The organism is Legionella nigrisilvae, from assembly GCF_977063395.2.
In genome coordinates, this window is the sequence record NZ_CDRUGZ020000022.1 from 323,682 (window position 1) to 341,138 (window position 17,457).

Genomic DNA, 17,457 nt, shown 5'->3' on the forward strand with positions numbered 1-17,457 from the left:
CGTCCACCAGCACGTAAAACCGCCTCGGGAATATTAAAAGAGATAATTATGGACTATCCGCAAAATGTAACCATTATAGAAGTAGGCCCTCGAGATGGGTTGCAAAATGAATCTTCTTTTGTGTCGAGCAAACACAAAATTGAATTAATCAATTTATTAAGTAAATCCGGCCTGCAATATATCGAGGTGACCAGCTTTGTATCTGCGAAGGCAATTCCACAATTGGCGGACCATAATGAAGTATTCCGGGCTGTAGAAAAAGTATCATCCCTTCACTATTCGGCACTGGTTCCTAATGAACAGGGAATGCTCAAAGCACTAGAAGCAGGTGTTAAAGAAATTGCAGTATTTACCGCAGCAAGCGAACAGTTTAACCAACGAAACATTAATTGTTCTATCGAAGAAAGCATTATTCGTTTTAAACCTGTTCTCGCCTTAGCTAAAGAAAATAACATCCGAGTACGAGGCTATATTTCCTGTGTTCTTGGCTGTCCATATGAAGGAAGTGTAGCGCCACAAAAAGTCGTTGAGGTAACTAAACGGTTGTTAGACCTAGATGTCGATGAAATCTCATTAGGAGATACGATTGGCGTGGGAACACCCCATCAAACCCATCTTTTGCTTGATCACGTCTTAAAAATAGTACCCTTGCACCAGCTAGCAATGCATTTTCATGACACGTATGGGCAAGCCATAGCTAATATTTATTCCTCATTACAACATGGAGTTCACCGTTTTGATAGTTCCGTTGCTGGACTGGGCGGTTGTCCCTATGCACGCGGAGCAAGCGGCAATGTAGCCACTGAAGACGTTTTATACTTAATGCATGGTTTAGGAATTAACACTGGGGTTGATATATTTAAAATTGTGACAGCTGGCGACATGATCTGTAAAATTTTAGGACGTAAAAATCAATCTAAAGTTGCAAATGCAATGTTAGCAAATCCTTGTACTTAAGACATTATCCTAGTTACAACTCACTCCGTTGAGACTATCTAATTGCATCGAGTTGACCGATATGAAGTGTAAAAATTAGCATAGAATCGTTTCAATAATTAAGAGAGAATGAAACATGAATGAAACCGTATGGAAGCCAAAACACCCTAAAGACAGTAGGATGTGGCATTTTATGGAATTCGCGGCCAAAAAAAACGCCCAAATTTTTGAAAATTACCAAGATATGCATACCTGGTCTACTAAACATCCAGACTCATTTTGGCCCACACTTTGCGATTTTTTTCATGTTAAGTTCGATACAGTACCATACCAGATTTTGAATCACGGTAAAAATAATCAAATGCTCAACTCGCATTGGTTCGCGGGGGCTCAATTTAATTTTGCTGAAAAACTATTATCACGTACAGACAAACATCCAGCCTTGATTAGTCTTAATGAAGATAACGATAAAAAAGTAATTAGCTATGAGCAACTTTATGCACTGGTTGCACAATGTGCAGCAGGTTTAAAAGCAGCAGGGGTTAAGGTTGGTGATAGAATAGCTGCTTTAATGCCCAATACATCGCAAACCATTATTGCTATGCTTGCCACTACTTCATTAGGAGCAATTTGGTCGTCTTGCTCACCTGATTTTGGCGCACAAGCGGCAATTGATCGGTTGGGTCAAATTGAGCCTAAAATATTGTTTATATGTGATGGACATCAATACCAAGGTAAAAAACACAGTGGGTTGGAAAAAATCAAACAACTAAACGATGCTATTCCTTCGCTCAAGCAAATCGTTATCTGTCCCAATATAAATGAATCTATAGATAGTTCTGGATTGCCCAAAGCACAATATTGGAATGATTTTCTTCGTCCAGCAAGTCACTGCGAATTTGTTTCTTTACCTTTCGAACATCCAGTTTATATTATGTTCTCATCAGGAACGACTGGCAAACCTAAGTGCATTATCCATGGAGCAGGCGGCACCCTATTGCAACACATTAAAGAATTAGGGTTACATACAGATTTGCATCCTAACGACAACTTATGCTTTTATACTACTTGCGGATGGATGATGTGGAACTGGACCGTTTCTGCGCTTGCCTTAGGAACAACGCTAACCTTATATGAAGGCTCGCCGACCTATCCCGAAAGTAATCGTTTATTTAAGCTCCTTGCTGAAGAACAAGTAACTGTTTTTGGTACCAGCGCCAAATTCATCTCTTCCATAGAAAAAGCAGGAGTAAAACCGAAAGATGAATTTGATTTAACCCATTTACGATGCATTCTTTCCACAGGATCACCCCTTCTCCCCAAAAATTATGATTACGTTTATGAACAAATTAAAAATGATGTCCAGCTTTGTTCCATTTCAGGTGGAACGGATATCATTTCTTGCTTTGCCTTAGGTAATCCCATACTCCCTATTTACCGAGGTGAATTACAATGTTTTGGGCTTGGGATGGCTGTTGAAGTTTATAATGAACAAGGCCAGCCGGTTCACGAAGAGCGAGGGGAATTAGTTTGTACCGCACCCTTTCCATCCATGCCTGTAGGTTTTTGGAATGATCCTGACAGAACCGCTTACCAACATGCCTACTTTGAACGCTTTCCTGGAGTATGGGCCCATGGTGATTTTGCAGAAATTACCGCCCACAATGGATTGATTATTTATGGACGATCCGATGCTGTTTTAAATCCTGGCGGAGTCCGTATTGGTACTGCAGAGATTTATCGCCAAGTAGAAAAAATAGATGAAGTAATTGATAGCATTGTGATTGGCCAAGATTGGCAAGATGATGTGCGAGTTGTTTTATTTGTTAAATTACGAGACAAAATGGAACTCACAGAAGAATTGATGAATAAAATTCGTTTAACGATTCGTCAAAATGCTTCACCAAGGCACGTGCCAGCAAAAATAGTGCAAGTAGCGGATATCCCACGCACGATCAGCGGCAAGATTGTTGAAATAGCAGTTAGACAAGTTGTTCATGGTTTACCAGTGAATAATTTACAATCTCTGGCAAATCCAGAAGCCTTAGATTATTTTAAGAATCGCGAAGAGCTACAAGAATAAAGATAAAATGGAGCTTTGTTACGTAGCGAAACCCGGGATCCCATCGCAACCCTCACCGGATTTCGCTCCGCACCCCAGTAAATTTTAAAAACCGTTCTATCAAGATTCCGATTTCCTTCAAAGCCCATAAATAAGGAACTTTACGTTGTTTATGCTCACAATTTATGTATAATATTGCATGGCGTCGATTTGAATTTCAGCTTGCGGACGCTCAAAAAAGAATTCTTTTTTGAAAATACGGCTAAAGCGGATATGTTTGCATTCCTCTGAGCTCCCGCCCGCAGCATAATCTCAGGTTATAATAAATGATTGAATTAAGCGGATTATTCAAATCCTTTTCGGGTAAACCTGTCCTACGTGGCATTAACCTGTTTATCCAAGAAGGTGAAATTTTCGGAATTATTGGTAAAAGTGGAGCAGGAAAATCAACTCTATTAAGATGTATTAATCTTCTTGAACGACCCGATGAAGGACATGTCATCCTAGATGGTCAAGATTTGACAAGTCTTTCAAGAAAGAATTTAGCTTTAGCTCGCCACAAAATGGCAATGATTTTTCAACAATTCAATTTACTCAACTCCAAAAATGTGTACGACAATATTGCGCTTCCTATGCGCATTCAGGGTATAGATGAAGAGACCATTCGTAATAAAATTGAAGAATTACTACCTCTTGTCGAGTTAACCGATAAAAAATTCTCCTATCCAGCACAGCTAAGTGGCGGTCAAAAGCAAAGAGTTGCTATTGCCCGTGCCTTAAGTTGCTCCCCTAAAATTCTACTTTGCGATGAAGCGACCTCTGCCTTGGATCCTGAGACAACCGACTCTATTTTAGCATTACTGAAAAAAATTAATGCACTTTATGGCATCACTATAGTGCTCATTACGCATGAAATGGATGTAGTGAAACGTATCTGTAACCGATTAGCAGTGATGGTCGAGGGCGAATTGGCTGAAACTACTGCCCTAGCCAATGTATTTAATAACAAAGATAGCTTAGCACGAAGTATGCTCTACGCTCAGCTGAGTCCACAATTGCCTGAGTGCCTCACCAAAAGACTTGCTGACTATGTGACCGAAAAACCGTTACTACGTCTATTTTTCCAGGGGGAAGAAGCAACGGTACCTTTTATTAGTAGGACAAGTCGTGAGTTAAATCTTGATATTAACATCTTACTCGCCAATATTGATCGTTATGATACAGTAACCTGCGGCGTTTTAGTTGTTGAATTAACTGCACATCAATTTTTACTGCAAGCATTCATTGAACGCTGCGAACAAGCCAAATTAACTGTGGAGGTTTTAGGTTATGTCCTTCCCAATGGCATATGATTTATTCATTGCAACAACTGAAACATTATACATGGTATCAATCAGTACCTTATTTGCTGTAGTTCTTGGCTTACCTTTAGGGACTTGGCTCTACTCATCACGCCACATCAAGCCCCGACCGAAGTTACATAAAGCATTATCGGGCCTAATTAATATGGCACGGTCTATACCTTTTATTATTTTATTGGTAGCGATCATTCCATTCACTCGGCTCATCGTAGGAACCTCAATCGGAATGAATGCGGCAATAGTACCTCTTACCCTAGGTGCAACACCTTTTTTTGCTCGACTGGTAGATAATGTTTATCGGAGTTTACCATCGGGTCTTATCGAAACGGGTTATGCAATGGGGGCAAGCACCAGGCAGATTATTTTGCATATTTTATTGCCAGAGGCCAAACCTGCTTTAATTCATGCCATTACTGTGACCGCGATTACTTTAGTTAATTATTCCGCAATGGCAGGAACCGTTGGTGCTGGTGGTTTGGGTACTTTAGCCATTAATTACGGGTATCAACGTTTTGATGCTGGAGTCATGATTTCCACAGTAATTATTTTAATTGTCATGGTCCAACTAACGCAAATGGTTGGGGATTATCTGGCGAAACGTTTTTTACATAATTGATTTGAATCACTTTTTGGAGTTTTAAATGCGGATTTTAGCTTATTGCGTTTTATTATTAAGTCTTGTTGGATGCAACAAACCTTCACCAAATACCCTGGTGATAGGAACCATTGCCGGACCAGAAACTGAACTGGTTGAGACGGCACAAGAAGTCGCAAAAAATAAATATGGCTTAAACATAAAAATTGTAACTTTCAATGATTACAATTTACCCAACGAAGCATTACAAGACGGTAGCCTGGATGCTAATGTCTATCAACATTTACCTTATCTTAATGCCGCAGTTAAAGCTCATGGATATACGCTTGAGGCAATAGGTAGAACCTTTGTTTATCCTATGGGAATTTATTCAAAAAAATACAAGACATTAACCCAATTGCCAGAAAAAGCGCTCATTGCCCTGCCTAATGATCCCAGCAATGAAATGCGAGCCTTACAATTATTGGAAAAAGCTCAACTCATTACATTGAAAACAACTCAAAATGCTGGTTTAAAAGATATTGCAACAAATCCACATAATTTACAGTTCAAAGAGATGGATGCAGCACAATTACCCAGAGTCTTACCTGATGTAGATGCAGCCGTTATTAATACTACTTTTGCTTTACCTGCAGGCTTGAATCCCTCGCATGATGCTCTATTTAGTGAAGACAAGGATTCACCCTACGCCAACATCATTGTTATTCGTAAGGACTCACCCAAAAAAGCACAATTGGAGCTTTTTGTTAAAGCTTTAAACTCAGAAGAAGTTAAAGAAAAAGCTAAAACATTATTTGGAGACTCGGCTATTTCAGCTTGGTAGTATTTTATAGTGCTGTGCGGCGAAGAAAAACTCGAGATGACAAGGGTTTTGTTTCGCTGCATCAGGCTATCATTTAGAATTTTTTACCATGATTCTAAATCAAAACCTAGACCAAATCTTAATTCTATCTTAATGAAAAAGTGTTATACTTTATAAGAACTACAAGCTCTTGAGGTACACTATGCCTTCACATAGACAAGCATTTTTTAACTTGCTCAACTCTCAACATAGGAAAGGTCAGTTCTCACCTGAAAAACTAGAGGAAATTTTTCAAAAGTATCGAGATGACATCAATTTGACTCAGGATCTTACTTTTGGCTTAGGGGCTTTTGAACAACATGCCAGTAAACGAGTCAAAGATCATAAAGGTTTCAAAACAAAAATTGGTCCAGAAGAAGACGATACCCTTGAGAAAGCCCTCAAAGGAAACGATCCTGAGAAGAATAAAGTTATAGCAGACCTTAATAAGGTATTTACACCTGAATCTTTTTTTGTCCCCGCCCAAGAGAAGTATCAAGAATCCGTAGAATCCTTTAAAAAACGAGTTAATCAAGTTCCTGGATACTCCGTTGAAGTGCTTCGAGGGGAGCTTGAACGAATTGCGAAGGATGCAAAAGATGCAATAAAAGCCCAACAGAAAATTGAACTCCAAAGACTCAAAGATACTTTTGATGATACAAAGAATGCTGGGTTTATGGGTCGACTCCAAACTGTTTTAGATAAAGACGCTGATGAAGTAGAGAAAATAAAAAAAGATTTAATTGCTGAATTAGAAACAAAACATAACGAACAACTCAGCGCATTTGATACGGTTACTCGTGAAAATCTAACGATACTCGACAAAGCATCTGCTCTTGAACGCAAACAAATCCTTTTCTCTGGACAACTGGAGGGTTGGGCTCATCAACTTAGTGCAAAACAAAGAGATGAGATGCTGCAAGAAATGGAGCTGGCAAGGGAAGAGAATCGTAAAAGACGAAATTTAACTAGCCCCACAGGGTTTACATCTGCTGAAATCGATGTTGATAAAAAAACCATTTCGACTATAAATCCTGAAGACTTAAATTTCATCATTTCTTTATCAGGATCTAAGTTAACCCATATTAAGAAGAAAGATGATCAGCCAAGTACTTGGAGAGTACAATTGTCACCCCGAATACTTTCTCCTTTTTATTATTTAAGCCGCCAAGAGAATCCCAAGGTCGATATGTTAACTATGGCGCAAGCAGCGCGAGCCTCAGGATTTGATACAGTTACCGCCGTTATTAACATTGATGATCCAAAAACTCAAAAACAAAGAGCCAGACAAGCCTATGAAGCATTACTTGAAAGTGGTTTTGATCCTGGACCCCTACCTGGAGAAGAATCAAAAGGTGAAAAAGCACTAAAAGGAATTGTACTCAAAGATGGAAATGGAAAAGAAATTGATCCAAAAACACTCTACACACCCAGTGAATTACAAATACTTCATGAGCATGCAAGTGCACGACGTGAAAAACTGGCAAAATTACTCGATAAGGCCCCTACAACACCCGTGCCCGAGGAAACTGTTAAAAAATTCCGCGCTGAATTAGACGAGGGTAGAAATCGAATAAGAGCTACTAAAGGTAAAGAGGCCTTTAAACAAGAGGAAGAAACAGTACACGCAGAAAAAGTACAAAATGTTCTTAATGCTCCTTAAAACAACCTGATCTTTCTGATGTTACACAACAGAAAGATTAGGTATCTATCTTTGTAGTGATTACAAAGATGCTCAAAAAATTCCACTGTCCCTTCAATACAATTTCTGTTATTTTATTAAGTTCACTACGGGTTATGCTAAGGAGATAGCTATGAATACTCGTGAATTTGATGAAGATGCAAACGATACAGAGGAGTTTAGTGTCGATACGATTCTGACCCCTGAAACAAGCCCTTCAACAAAATTGGAACGACGAAGACGGATAGAGGATTTGTTTGAAGAAAAACGCCTCCGAGATGAACTCGCAGAATTTGGTTAATTAAATATAAAAAGTAGCTTCTGTAACATGGGTGAAGCGCAGCGAACCCGGGATTGTGGCATACTTTTTTCCCGGGGTTCGCTTCCATCATCCAGGCGACCCTACTTATTTACCTTAGATTAGAAAAATAAATATCAAACCGAACTGTTTTCCCTTCTATCGAGGCATCTGCGGGTAATAAAGGTTTTGCTTTTTGGGGCCATTTTACAACGACCTTTTGTTTGCTACGCGTTATTGCCAATTGAATTAACTCCAACGCATCCTTATCTACACCGATTATTTGTTGTAACGCTTGCATTTCTTTTTTTACCAATGCGGATTTACTCCGTTCAGGATGCATGGGATCAATATAAATAATGTCAGGGTAATGGTTTGGTGCTAAGGAACTTAAATAAGTATGAGCATTTTCAGAATGAAGCATTAGATGTAATTGTTGTTGATCCGACTTCGTTTGGCGCGCTAAGGCATCCGATAATAACGCTGCCATAACAGGATGGCGTTCGAGCATTATCACTTCCGCACCGAAACTGGCTAGAATAGCCGCATCACGTCCCCAACCCGCTGTTGCATCCAAAACCGTAAGTCCAGGAGATGGCTTACAAGCGCGAACTAATCCTTGCTTTTTTCCCTCAGATTTTCTTTTATTCCAAAATTCAGCACTAAATTCAGCAAAAATTGGGGAAAATCCCGGCATTTTTAATGAAAGCTTATCTTCGGTAACAAAAAGGCAAGGATCAGCGTTTTTGTCTAAGTTAAAATTCAGTTCATCTGCGACTGCCTTTGCTTTGTTATATAGGTTGTCCTGCTCATAACCTACTACTGAAATATTGATCATATTTGCTAACCGTAAGATTGATTTCCAGTGGAGCTGGGTGTTGCCTTTCTGCCATTATTTAAGAGTTTTATATACCCTGCGAAGGAGGAATTGTATTCTTAAAATGGCACTGTAACTTGATAGAAATAGATTCCCGCCTTCGCGGGAATGAAAATTTTGCTTATAATGGTAGTGATCCAGAACTCACATCCAAGATAACGTATTACCCCATTTGCAACAATGAAATATCTGCGACACCCTGCAATAAATCTTGCAGACGTGCTAAAAGGGCTAAACGGTTTACCTTTATTGCCTTATCCTCCACCATGACCATGACTTTATCAAAAAACAAATCTACCGGTTCTTTAAGGCTGGCCAATAATTTCAATAATGGGCCATAATCGGCACTACGGTATAAAGGCTCAACAGCTCGTGCAACTTGATTAATGTGGATAAATAAAAATCGCTCCGGTTCCTCGGTAAACAGTTCTTCATTCACAGCGGATAAAGTTTGTCGTCCTGCCTGTGTAAGTAAATTATTCACACGTTTACACGCGGCAGAAAGAGAAGCTGCTTCAGGTAGTTTTACAAATAACTGTAGAGCACTCAAGCGCTTGTCCAAATCATACAACCAATCATCCTGACGAGCTCTAACAGCATGAACTAAATCAACACTTAATCCTTGAGCTTGATAATGAGATTGTAAGCGTTCAAGAATAAATGATTTCAATTCATCCAATAAATTAGGTTCCATAGATAATTGGGTTCCATAATGAATTATGGCTTGCTCAATTAGTGTACTTAAGTTGAGTTGTGCTGATGTGGCAATGAGTAATCGAACCACAGCTAAAGCATGACGGCGTAATTTAAATGGATCCTTTACCCCCGAAGGTTTTTGTCCTATGGCAAAAATGCCAACTAAAGTATCAATTCTATCTGCAAGCGATAGAGCCAACCCTAAATCAGATTCCGGTAAACTGTCTGCAGCGAAACGTGGCATATATTGTTCATTTAAAGCTTGGGCAACACCTTGATCTTCTCCATCGTTTAGCGCGTAATAATATCCCATTAATCCCTGTAATTCAGGGAATTCGCCCACCATTCCGGTCAGCAAATCGCATTTGCTTAACTGTGCTGCACGTTGTGCCTGATGTAAACTTAAATGTAAAGCAGAGCTTAAATAGGTCATTAGTGCTTCAATTCGTAATGCTTTATCCTTTAAACTACCTAATTTTGCTTGGAAAATGACGTGTTCGGTACCCGCTATATGTTGACTTAAAGGTGATTTTTTATCTTGTCTGAAAAAGAATGCAGCATCGCTCAAACGTGCTCGCATCACTTTTTCATTCCCTAAAATAACTTGTTTGGGATTGGTACTCGCGATATTTGATACAGTAATGAAATGGGGCAATAACTTTCCCTGCTTATCCTTTAAAGCAAAACATTTTTGATGCGATTGCATCGATGCAATTAAGGATTCAGCAGGAACCTCAAGAAATTCTTTTTCAAAATTCGCCATCAGAGCTTGAGGCCACTCAACAATTGAAGTTACTTCATCCAGCAAATCTTCAGGCATAATTGCTGTAGCTTGGATGGATTCAGCCAATTCCTCTACTTGTTTTTTAACCATGTGTTTTCGAGCGGAAAAATCAGCAAGAACAAAAGCCTCTTTCATTTGCAATTCATAGCTTTGTGCGGAGTTAATAGCAATGGGTTGGGGATGATGAAAACGATGCCCCCTACTCTCACGGCCACTTTTAATTCCCAATACCGTATGTTCTATTACCTTGTCCCCATAGAGCATTACTGCCCAATGCACAGGCCGAGCGAATTCTTCATCCCCAGCCCCCCAACGCATGGGTTTTGCAATGGACAAAGCAGCCAGAGATTGATTAATTAAAACTGGCAACAAATCTTTGGTTTTATTTCCTTGGCTCTCTGCTTCGAAAGCAATCCAATCCCCTTTTTCTGTTTCAATCCGAGAGAGTTGCTCTACTTCAACACCACACGATTTAGCAAAACCTAGTAAGGCTTGGGTAGGTTTTCCTTCCTTGTCGTACGCAGCAGCTAAAGCAGGGCCACGCCGGGTCACGCTTTGACTTTTTTGTTCTTCTTGTAAATCAGAGATAACAATTGCGATACGTCGTGGCGTAGCAAAACGCTTCACTTGCCCATAACCTAATTGTGCCTTGTCCAATGCAGCCAATAAATGGTTAGCAAATTCATCAGCAAGAGGCCATACTGAACCAGAAGGTAACTCTTCGCAACCTAATTCAAATATAAAATCATTGACCATCACACACCTTTTGGTTAAGCATAGGAAAACCCAAAGCTTCGCGTGCTTGATAATAAGCTTGCGCTACTGCTCTTGATAAATGTCTTACCCGTAAGATAAAACGCTGCCTTTCAGTAACAGATATTGCTTTGCGTGCATCAAGTAAGTTAAATGAGTGCGATGCTTTAATTACCATTTCATAAGCAGGAAGTGGTAATTGTAATTCTATTAACTTTTGCGCTTCACGTTCATAATAATCAAATTGTTTAAATAACTCTTCTACATTAGCATGTTCAAAATTATAAGCAGACATCTCCACTTCATTTTGATGAAACACGTTACCATAAGTTATGATACCATTTGCAGTATTACTCCAAGGTAGATCAAATAAGTTATCCACCCCCAATATATACATAGCTAAACGTTCCAAGCCGTAAGTCAACTCGCCTGTTACAGGTTTACACGCCAATCCACCTGCTTGTTGGAAATAAGTAAATTGGGATACTTCCATGCCATTTTGCCAGACTTCCCAACCTAGTCCCCAAGCACCTAAAGTAGGCGATTCCCAATTGTCTTCAACAAAACGAATATCATCCGCCAAAGGATCAACTCCTAGGGCGCGCAATGAATCTAAATATTTATCTTGTATATCTAAAGGAGAAGGCTTGAGAACCACTTGGAATTGGTAATAATGTTGTACACGATTTGGATTATCTCCATAGCGACCATCCGTAGGCCTTCGGGAAGGCTGTACGTAGGCTGCCGACCAAGGTTCGGGACCTATTGCTCTTAAGAACGTTGCTGGATGGAAAGTACCCGCGCCAACTTCCATATCAAAAGGTTGCAATATAACACATCCTTGAGCAGCCCAATATTGCTGCAGGGTAAGTATAATATCCTGAAATGTAGATGGTTTTGTCATGAAAATCTCGATATAGCCTTGGTAAAGCAAAACTGAATCCTGGGAAACCCGGGCTCCGCTCCGCTTCACCCAGGTTTACTTGTACTTATGCGATGACTTAGGAATTACCTGCTGCTTTTTTGATTAACTCTTGCAACGATTCTTCACTGGCAGCACCAGGTATGAATGAAGGTTCAGAACCTGCTTTAAACTGACCATTTGGAGTTGAAGCGATTATAAACGCAGGAGTTCCCATCAAGTGTAACTTTTCTGCTAATTCACGGTTTGCATCCAAAGCAGCAGTTACGTCTTTGCTTTGCATATCAGTTTTTAACTTCTTCATATCCAAACCTAACGACTTAGCAGTAGCCATAACAATTTGGTCGTTTAAACGCTTATCAATGGAAATTAATGCATTATGCATTTCTTGATATTTGCCTTGCATACCAGCAGCTAAAGCGGCTCTAGAAGCCAATTCAGAACTCTTACCAAAAATTGGGAATTCTTTATAAATAATTCTCAAGTCACTGTCTTTCTTGACTAAACTATTAATAATTGGTGACATTTTTTTGCAATGAATGCATTGATAATCAAAAAACTCAACAATGGTCACATTACCTTTTGGATTACCTACAACCGTTGTTTTACCCTGGAACAATTGGTCTGTGTTTTCTTTAATTGCAGATTGAGCTTGTTGTTGCATACTTTGCTGTTGTTTTTGTTGCAACGCTTGAGAAGCTTCCAAAAGTACTTCTGGATTAGTAACTAAATAGTCGTGTATAACTTTTTCAATTTCTTTTTTTTGGGTATCAGACATAGGAGTTGTATTATTGGTATCTGCTGCCATAATTGCAGGTGATACTAAAGATGCGGTCAGCGCTCCTACTGTTAATAAATTTGTAAATTTCACACAGTTCCCCTTATTTAATAGTTTACATAATACCAACAACTTTCCAACCGGCACCCTAGCATCCACTTGAAGAAAATTCAATAGGGCCTGTTTACAATTCTACTATCTCAAGCAAAATTACTTATATTTCTACGGCTAAATTAGCATAAGCCAAGACCAGCCACTTCACACCATGTTCACTAAACTTCACCTGAACGCGGGTATGTGCCCCACTACCCTCAACTGCTAATACGATGCCCGATCCAAATTTTGCATGAGTTACATTTTGGCCTAAAGATAAGCCTGCAGTTTCTTGTACCACTGAAGGTTTATTTCGCGAAATAACGGGTGCTTGAAACTTCGCCTTGACACGAACCTCATCAAGCAATTCTTGAGGTAACTCCCTTAAAAATCGTGAAGGCCGGTGATATTCTTCTCGCCCATATTGTCGTCGGATTTCAGCATAGGATAAAACCAGTTTGCGCATCGCACGCGTCATTCCCACGTAACATAACCGACGCTCTTCCTCTAATCGTCCAGGCTCTTCCAAAGATTGTTTCCCAGGGAACACTCCTTCTTCCATCCCCACTAAAAATACCATTGGAAATTCAAGCCCTTTAGCAGCATGTAAGGTCATCAAATGGACATAACGTTCGTGCTCTTCTGCCTGCATTTCTCCGGCCTCCAAAGAGGCATGTGCTAGGAATGCATTCACTAGGGGAATTTCTTCTTCCTCTTCTTGTTCATAACGGAATTGTTTTGCCGCATTGATTAATTCTTGTAAGTTATCAAGACGAGACTCAGATTTGTCGCCTTTGATTTTGCTAAAATGCGCATACAATCCACTCTGCTGAATTACTACGGATAACTGCTCATCCAGCTCCATTGCTGCGGTATTTTGTTGCAATTGTTCAATTAACTCAATGAATTTTGCAAGAGAAGAACCCGCCCGTTGAGCCATTTCACCTGATTGTAATAAGGTTTTGGCCGCGCGCCATAAAGAACACTGTTCGGATTTGGCATAATGACGCAGATCTTCAAGCGTTTTTTCACCGATACCACGAGTGGGAAAATTAACGATTCGCTCAAAAGCATTATCATCATCAGGATTCACCAATAAACGCAAATAAGCTAAAGCATCTTTTACTTCTGCTCGATCGAAGAAGCGCAATCCCCCATAAATACGATAAGCAATTCCAGCACGTAATAAGGCTTCCTCTAAAACCCTCGATTGAGCATTCGAGCGATATAGAATAGCAATTTCATCAGCACTTACGCCCTGATTTATTTCCATCATAATTCGTTCACAAACAAAGCGTGCCTCTTCCAGCTCATTAAAAGCACTATAGACTATAATTTTTTCTCCAGTGGCGCCCTCTGTCCATAAGTCTTTTCCCATTCGAGAATTATTATGTGTGATTAGAGCATTGGCTGCATCGAGTATCGTCGCGGTTGAACGATAATTTTGCTCTAAACGAATAATCTGTGTGTTTTTAAAATCTTGGGAAAACTGCTGGATATTCTCAACTTTAGCGCCACGCCATCCATAAATAGATTGATCATCATCGCCAACCGCCAAGACAGCGGCATGTTCACCAGCAAGCAGACGTATCCAGGCATATTGAATTGTATTAGTATCCTGGAACTCATCCACTAATATGGCTTGAAATCGTTGACGGTAATGATTAAGAATCTCTGGGTTATCACGTAACAACTCATGAGTTCGCAATAACAATTCCGCAAAATCGATTACTCCTGCTGTCTGACAAGCTTGTTCATAGGCACTATAAATATTGAGTAACGTTTTACCAGGCCCATAAGACAATGTATGGACGTGCTGAGGTCGAAGTCCCTCATCTTTACGTCCATTTATGAATGATTGAGCTTGTTTTACGGGCCATTGTTCTGAATCAAGATTTAATGAACTAATCACTCGCTTGATTAATCGTGCTTGATCTTCAGAATCTAAAATATGAAACAGTTCAGGCAAACGAGCTTCTTGATAATGTCGACGGAGCAAACGATGACACAACCCATGAAAAGTTCCTACCCATAACCCCAATACAGGCGTACTCAACATATGATTTAAGCGCGTCCTCATTTCACCAGCCGCTTTATTAGTAAACGTTACGGCTAGAATTCCATGTGGGGAAATATGTTTCTCCTCTATAAGCCATGCAATGCGACTAACCAAAACTTTTGTTTTTCCACTTCCTGCCCCAGCAAGAACTAGCGTATTACCCAGCGGAGAAGTAACTGCTTCGCGTTGTCGCTCGTTCAGTCCTTTAAGAATTGCAGCAAGAGTCATAAATAAATTCCAGGAAAAAATGATGGTGTATTCTATTAATAGATCCCACTATCCCGCAAGGGAAAGAAAATAGAAGCTATACTAATTATAATTATACGCGTGTTTTTTTAAGCTATAGTGATTACGTATTGCTTTAAAATGCTTCCCAGCGCAAAATAACCCAATATGGCAAAACAAAATTCCCAAAGGACTAAAATGCACTCACTCTATCCGTCAATTAAACCTTATGCGCAACACGAATTAAAAGTCAGTGAACTGCATACGCTTTATATTGAAGAAACCGGCAATCCTGATGGATTACCGGTTATTGTATTACATCCAGGCCCTGGTGCTTCTTCGGGAGATGGTTACCTTAGACGTTTTTTTGATCCACAACACTATCGTATCGTACTTTTTGATCAACGCGGGTGTGGACGCTCTACTCCTCACCTGGAAGTTCGTGAAAATACGACCAATTTATTATTAGATGATATCGATGCCATCAGAGACTTTTTAGGATTGTCCGAATTTGTATTGTCTGGGGGCGGCTGGGGCTCTTTACTTGCTTTACTCTACGCGCAAAAATTTCCCCAACAGATTAAGGCACTACAACTGCATCAAGTTTTTTTGGGAAGACAGCAAGATTTTGATTGGTTTTATAAACAAGGTGCTAACCTGGTTTATCCTGATTACTGGCAAGAATTTATTAGCAGTGTGCCTGAAAACATGCTAGATAAAATTCCCCAATATTATGCCAACTGTTTGCAAGGACCCAATGAACTGGCACGGATGAGTGCAGCAAAGTCATGGGCATTGTGGGAGGCTCGTTGCAGTAGCTTACATCCTCATTTATATGTCATTGATCAATTCAGCGACCCTCATTTTGCGCTGGCTCTTGCAACGTTAGAATCTCACTACATTAATAACCATTTTTTCATTGAAGAAAATCAGGTAATGGACAATGTTCATAAAATCAGACATATCCCAACATACATTGTACACGGCCGTTTTGATTTAATTTCGCCTCTGGCTGGCGCCTTTGAACTTCATCAAGCAATCCCGGCATCCAATTTAAGAATAGTTCGTGATGCAGGACATTCAGATAGAGAATCAGGAATCATTGACGCCCTGATTTATGCGAGTAAAGAAATTTCCAAACAAGGGCCTGATGCATGCTGATTGTAATTCAAAGGGTAAATCAAGCCCGAGTAGATATTGATGGTGAAACCGTTGGAACAATAGGCCAAGGACTTCTGATACTCTGTGGTTTTGAACATGAGGACACAGAACAAAATATCAAAAAAATGTTAGATAAATGTCTTAATTATCGTATTTTTAATGACAATCAAGGAAAAATGAATTTAAGCCTTAAAGAGGTTCAAGGTGGGTTATTATTAGTTCCTCAATTTACGTTGATGGCCGAAACCCAAAAAGGATTGCGTCCCAGTTTTTCAAATGCAGCTCCACCTGAGCTGGGTCGTCAATTATTTGATAATCTCTTAACACAAGCCGCTCAGTTATATCCTCATACACAAAGTGGATGTTTTGGTGCGGACATGCAAGTTCATTTGTGCAACGATGGTCCTGTGACCTTTTTATTAAAATTCTAAGGCAGGTCGTATATCAAGTGTAAAATCTCAACAAAACACTATGGTCGTGGATGATTGTTTGCAAGAACATCAAACTCGTGTAACATCGTTCTCTAAATCAAATAATTAAAAAAATCATGCGATTAACTTTAAGAATCATTAGCTTTACTGGTGCTCTAGCTTTAACAGGATGTGCTTGCAAGGGAACGAACCCAGCCGATCCTTTTGAACCCTTTAACCGCAAGGTATATAAATTCAATTCTGCCTTAGATAATGCCATTTTAAAGCCGACTGCAAAAGCATATCGGGCTGTTTTACCTGCTCCTGTCCGTAAAAGTATAAATAATTTTTACAACAATCTTGATCTTATCCCATCTGTAGGAAACGATCTTCTGCAAGCTGAGGGAAAATGGGCAATTCGTGACTCGTGGCGATTCATTATAAACTCCTCTCTTGGTGTGGGTGGCTTATTTGACGTAGCTAAAACCTTTGGCTTACCTCCCCATTCAAATGATTTAGGTCTTACTTTAGCTAAATGGGGCGATAAAAATTCTCCCTTCCTAATGCTTCCTCTATTAGGTCCAAGTACCCTTAGAGATGGAGCAGGATGGTTATTCCAATTTGCTTTATACAGCCCCTATGTTTATATAAATGAAGATGCTGTAGTCTATAGTCTATTAGCTCTTCGTACAGTGGATTTGCGCTCACAACTATTAGATACTGAACAAATAATGGATGAAGCTTTGGATAAATATGCCTTTATGAGAGATGCGTATTTACAATATCGAAATCATCTAATCACCGGCGCTCATTCAGACACAGGTTCTCTTTATGTTGATGATAAAAAAGCCGATCAGGAAGCAGCTGCTGAAACTGGTAGTGATTATGTAGATGAATAATTTTAGTACTCCAATACTTTGTGGCC

At 39.7% G+C, this 17,457-nt stretch carries 15 protein-coding genes; 10 read left to right on the top strand and 5 right to left on the bottom strand.

Annotation, left to right across the window (positions count from 1 at the left end):
• The first annotated feature begins 48 nt into the window (after positions 1 to 48).
• From ACWTE2_RS14550 to ACWTE2_RS14580, 7 genes are all read left to right on the top strand, one after another.
• Positions 49 to 957, top strand: a complete 909-nt coding sequence (locus ACWTE2_RS14550; protein WP_454785908.1) for a hydroxymethylglutaryl-CoA lyase — start codon at positions 49 to 51, stop codon at positions 955 to 957.
• A gap of 115 nt (positions 958 to 1,072) precedes the next feature.
• Complete coding sequence (locus tag ACWTE2_RS14555; protein WP_454785909.1) at positions 1,073 to 3,019, top strand: acetoacetate--CoA ligase; 1,947 nt, start codon at positions 1,073 to 1,075, stop codon at positions 3,017 to 3,019.
• Between the two features lie 305 nt (positions 3,020 to 3,324).
• Positions 3,325 to 4,350, top strand: coding sequence for a methionine ABC transporter ATP-binding protein (locus tag ACWTE2_RS14560; protein ID WP_454785910.1), 1,026 nt, complete (start codon positions 3,325 to 3,327; stop codon positions 4,348 to 4,350).
• Positions 4,328 to 4,975, top strand: a complete 648-nt coding sequence (locus ACWTE2_RS14565) for a methionine ABC transporter permease (RefSeq protein ID WP_182393222.1) — start codon at positions 4,328 to 4,330, stop codon at positions 4,973 to 4,975. Before ACWTE2_RS14560 ends, ACWTE2_RS14565 begins: the two co-directional genes overlap by 23 nt.
• A gap of 25 nt (positions 4,976 to 5,000) precedes the next feature.
• Positions 5,001 to 5,777 (top strand): MetQ/NlpA family ABC transporter substrate-binding protein, encoded by a 777-nt coding sequence (locus ACWTE2_RS14570; RefSeq protein ID WP_454785911.1) that lies wholly within the window; start codon positions 5,001 to 5,003, stop codon positions 5,775 to 5,777.
• A 181-nt stretch (positions 5,778 to 5,958) separates the two neighbouring features.
• Entirely contained in the window at positions 5,959 to 7,458 is a 1,500-nt protein-coding gene (locus ACWTE2_RS14575; protein WP_454785912.1) for a hypothetical protein, read from the top strand.
• Positions 7,459 to 7,609: 151 nt separating this feature from the next.
• Positions 7,610 to 7,777, top strand: coding sequence for a PA3496 family putative envelope integrity protein (locus tag ACWTE2_RS14580; RefSeq protein ID WP_182393219.1), 168 nt, complete (start codon positions 7,610 to 7,612; stop codon positions 7,775 to 7,777).
• Positions 7,778 to 7,886: 109 nt separating this feature from the next.
• Here the strand turns inward: ACWTE2_RS14580 and ACWTE2_RS14585 are convergent, their stop codons facing one another.
• The 5 genes from ACWTE2_RS14585 to uvrD all read right to left on the bottom strand — a co-directional run bounded on the left by ACWTE2_RS14585 (position 7,887) and on the right by uvrD (position 14,964).
• Positions 7,887 to 8,612, bottom strand: coding sequence for a class I SAM-dependent methyltransferase (locus ACWTE2_RS14585; RefSeq protein ID WP_454785913.1), 726 nt, complete (start codon positions 8,610 to 8,612; stop codon positions 7,887 to 7,889).
• Positions 8,613 to 8,814: 202 nt separating this feature from the next.
• On the bottom strand, positions 8,815 to 10,887 hold the full coding sequence (gene glyS, locus ACWTE2_RS14590; RefSeq protein ID WP_454785914.1) for a glycine--tRNA ligase subunit beta: 2,073 nt from the start codon (positions 10,885 to 10,887) through the stop codon (positions 8,815 to 8,817).
• Positions 10,877 to 11,788: a glycine--tRNA ligase subunit alpha gene (gene glyQ / locus ACWTE2_RS14595; RefSeq protein WP_182393216.1), complete on the bottom strand. Its 912-nt coding sequence runs from the start codon at positions 11,786 to 11,788 to the stop codon at positions 10,877 to 10,879. Before glyQ ends, glyS begins: the two co-directional genes overlap by 11 nt.
• 97 nt (positions 11,789 to 11,885) lie before the next feature.
• Positions 11,886 to 12,677 (bottom strand): DsbA family protein, encoded by a 792-nt coding sequence (locus ACWTE2_RS14600; protein ID WP_182393215.1) that lies wholly within the window; start codon positions 12,675 to 12,677, stop codon positions 11,886 to 11,888.
• A gap of 121 nt (positions 12,678 to 12,798) precedes the next feature.
• Positions 12,799 to 14,964, bottom strand: a complete 2,166-nt coding sequence (uvrD, locus tag ACWTE2_RS14605; protein ID WP_454785915.1) for a DNA helicase II — start codon at positions 14,962 to 14,964, stop codon at positions 12,799 to 12,801.
• Positions 14,965 to 15,159: 195 nt separating this feature from the next.
• Here uvrD and pip point away from each other — a divergent pair, with 195 nt between their 5' ends.
• From pip to ACWTE2_RS14620, 3 genes are all read left to right on the top strand, one after another.
• Positions 15,160 to 16,122: a prolyl aminopeptidase gene (gene pip, locus ACWTE2_RS14610; RefSeq protein WP_454785916.1), complete on the top strand. Its 963-nt coding sequence runs from the start codon at positions 15,160 to 15,162 to the stop codon at positions 16,120 to 16,122.
• Positions 16,116 to 16,553 (top strand): D-aminoacyl-tRNA deacylase, encoded by a 438-nt coding sequence (gene dtd / locus ACWTE2_RS14615; protein ID WP_454785917.1) that lies wholly within the window; start codon positions 16,116 to 16,118, stop codon positions 16,551 to 16,553. Before pip ends, dtd begins: the two co-directional genes overlap by 7 nt.
• 116 nt (positions 16,554 to 16,669) lie before the next feature.
• Positions 16,670 to 17,431 carry an MlaA family lipoprotein gene (locus ACWTE2_RS14620; RefSeq protein WP_454785918.1) on the top strand — a complete coding sequence of 254 codons (762 nt, stop codon included), beginning with the start codon at positions 16,670 to 16,672 and terminating at the stop codon, positions 17,429 to 17,431.
• Positions 17,432 to 17,457: the final 26 nt, after the last annotated feature.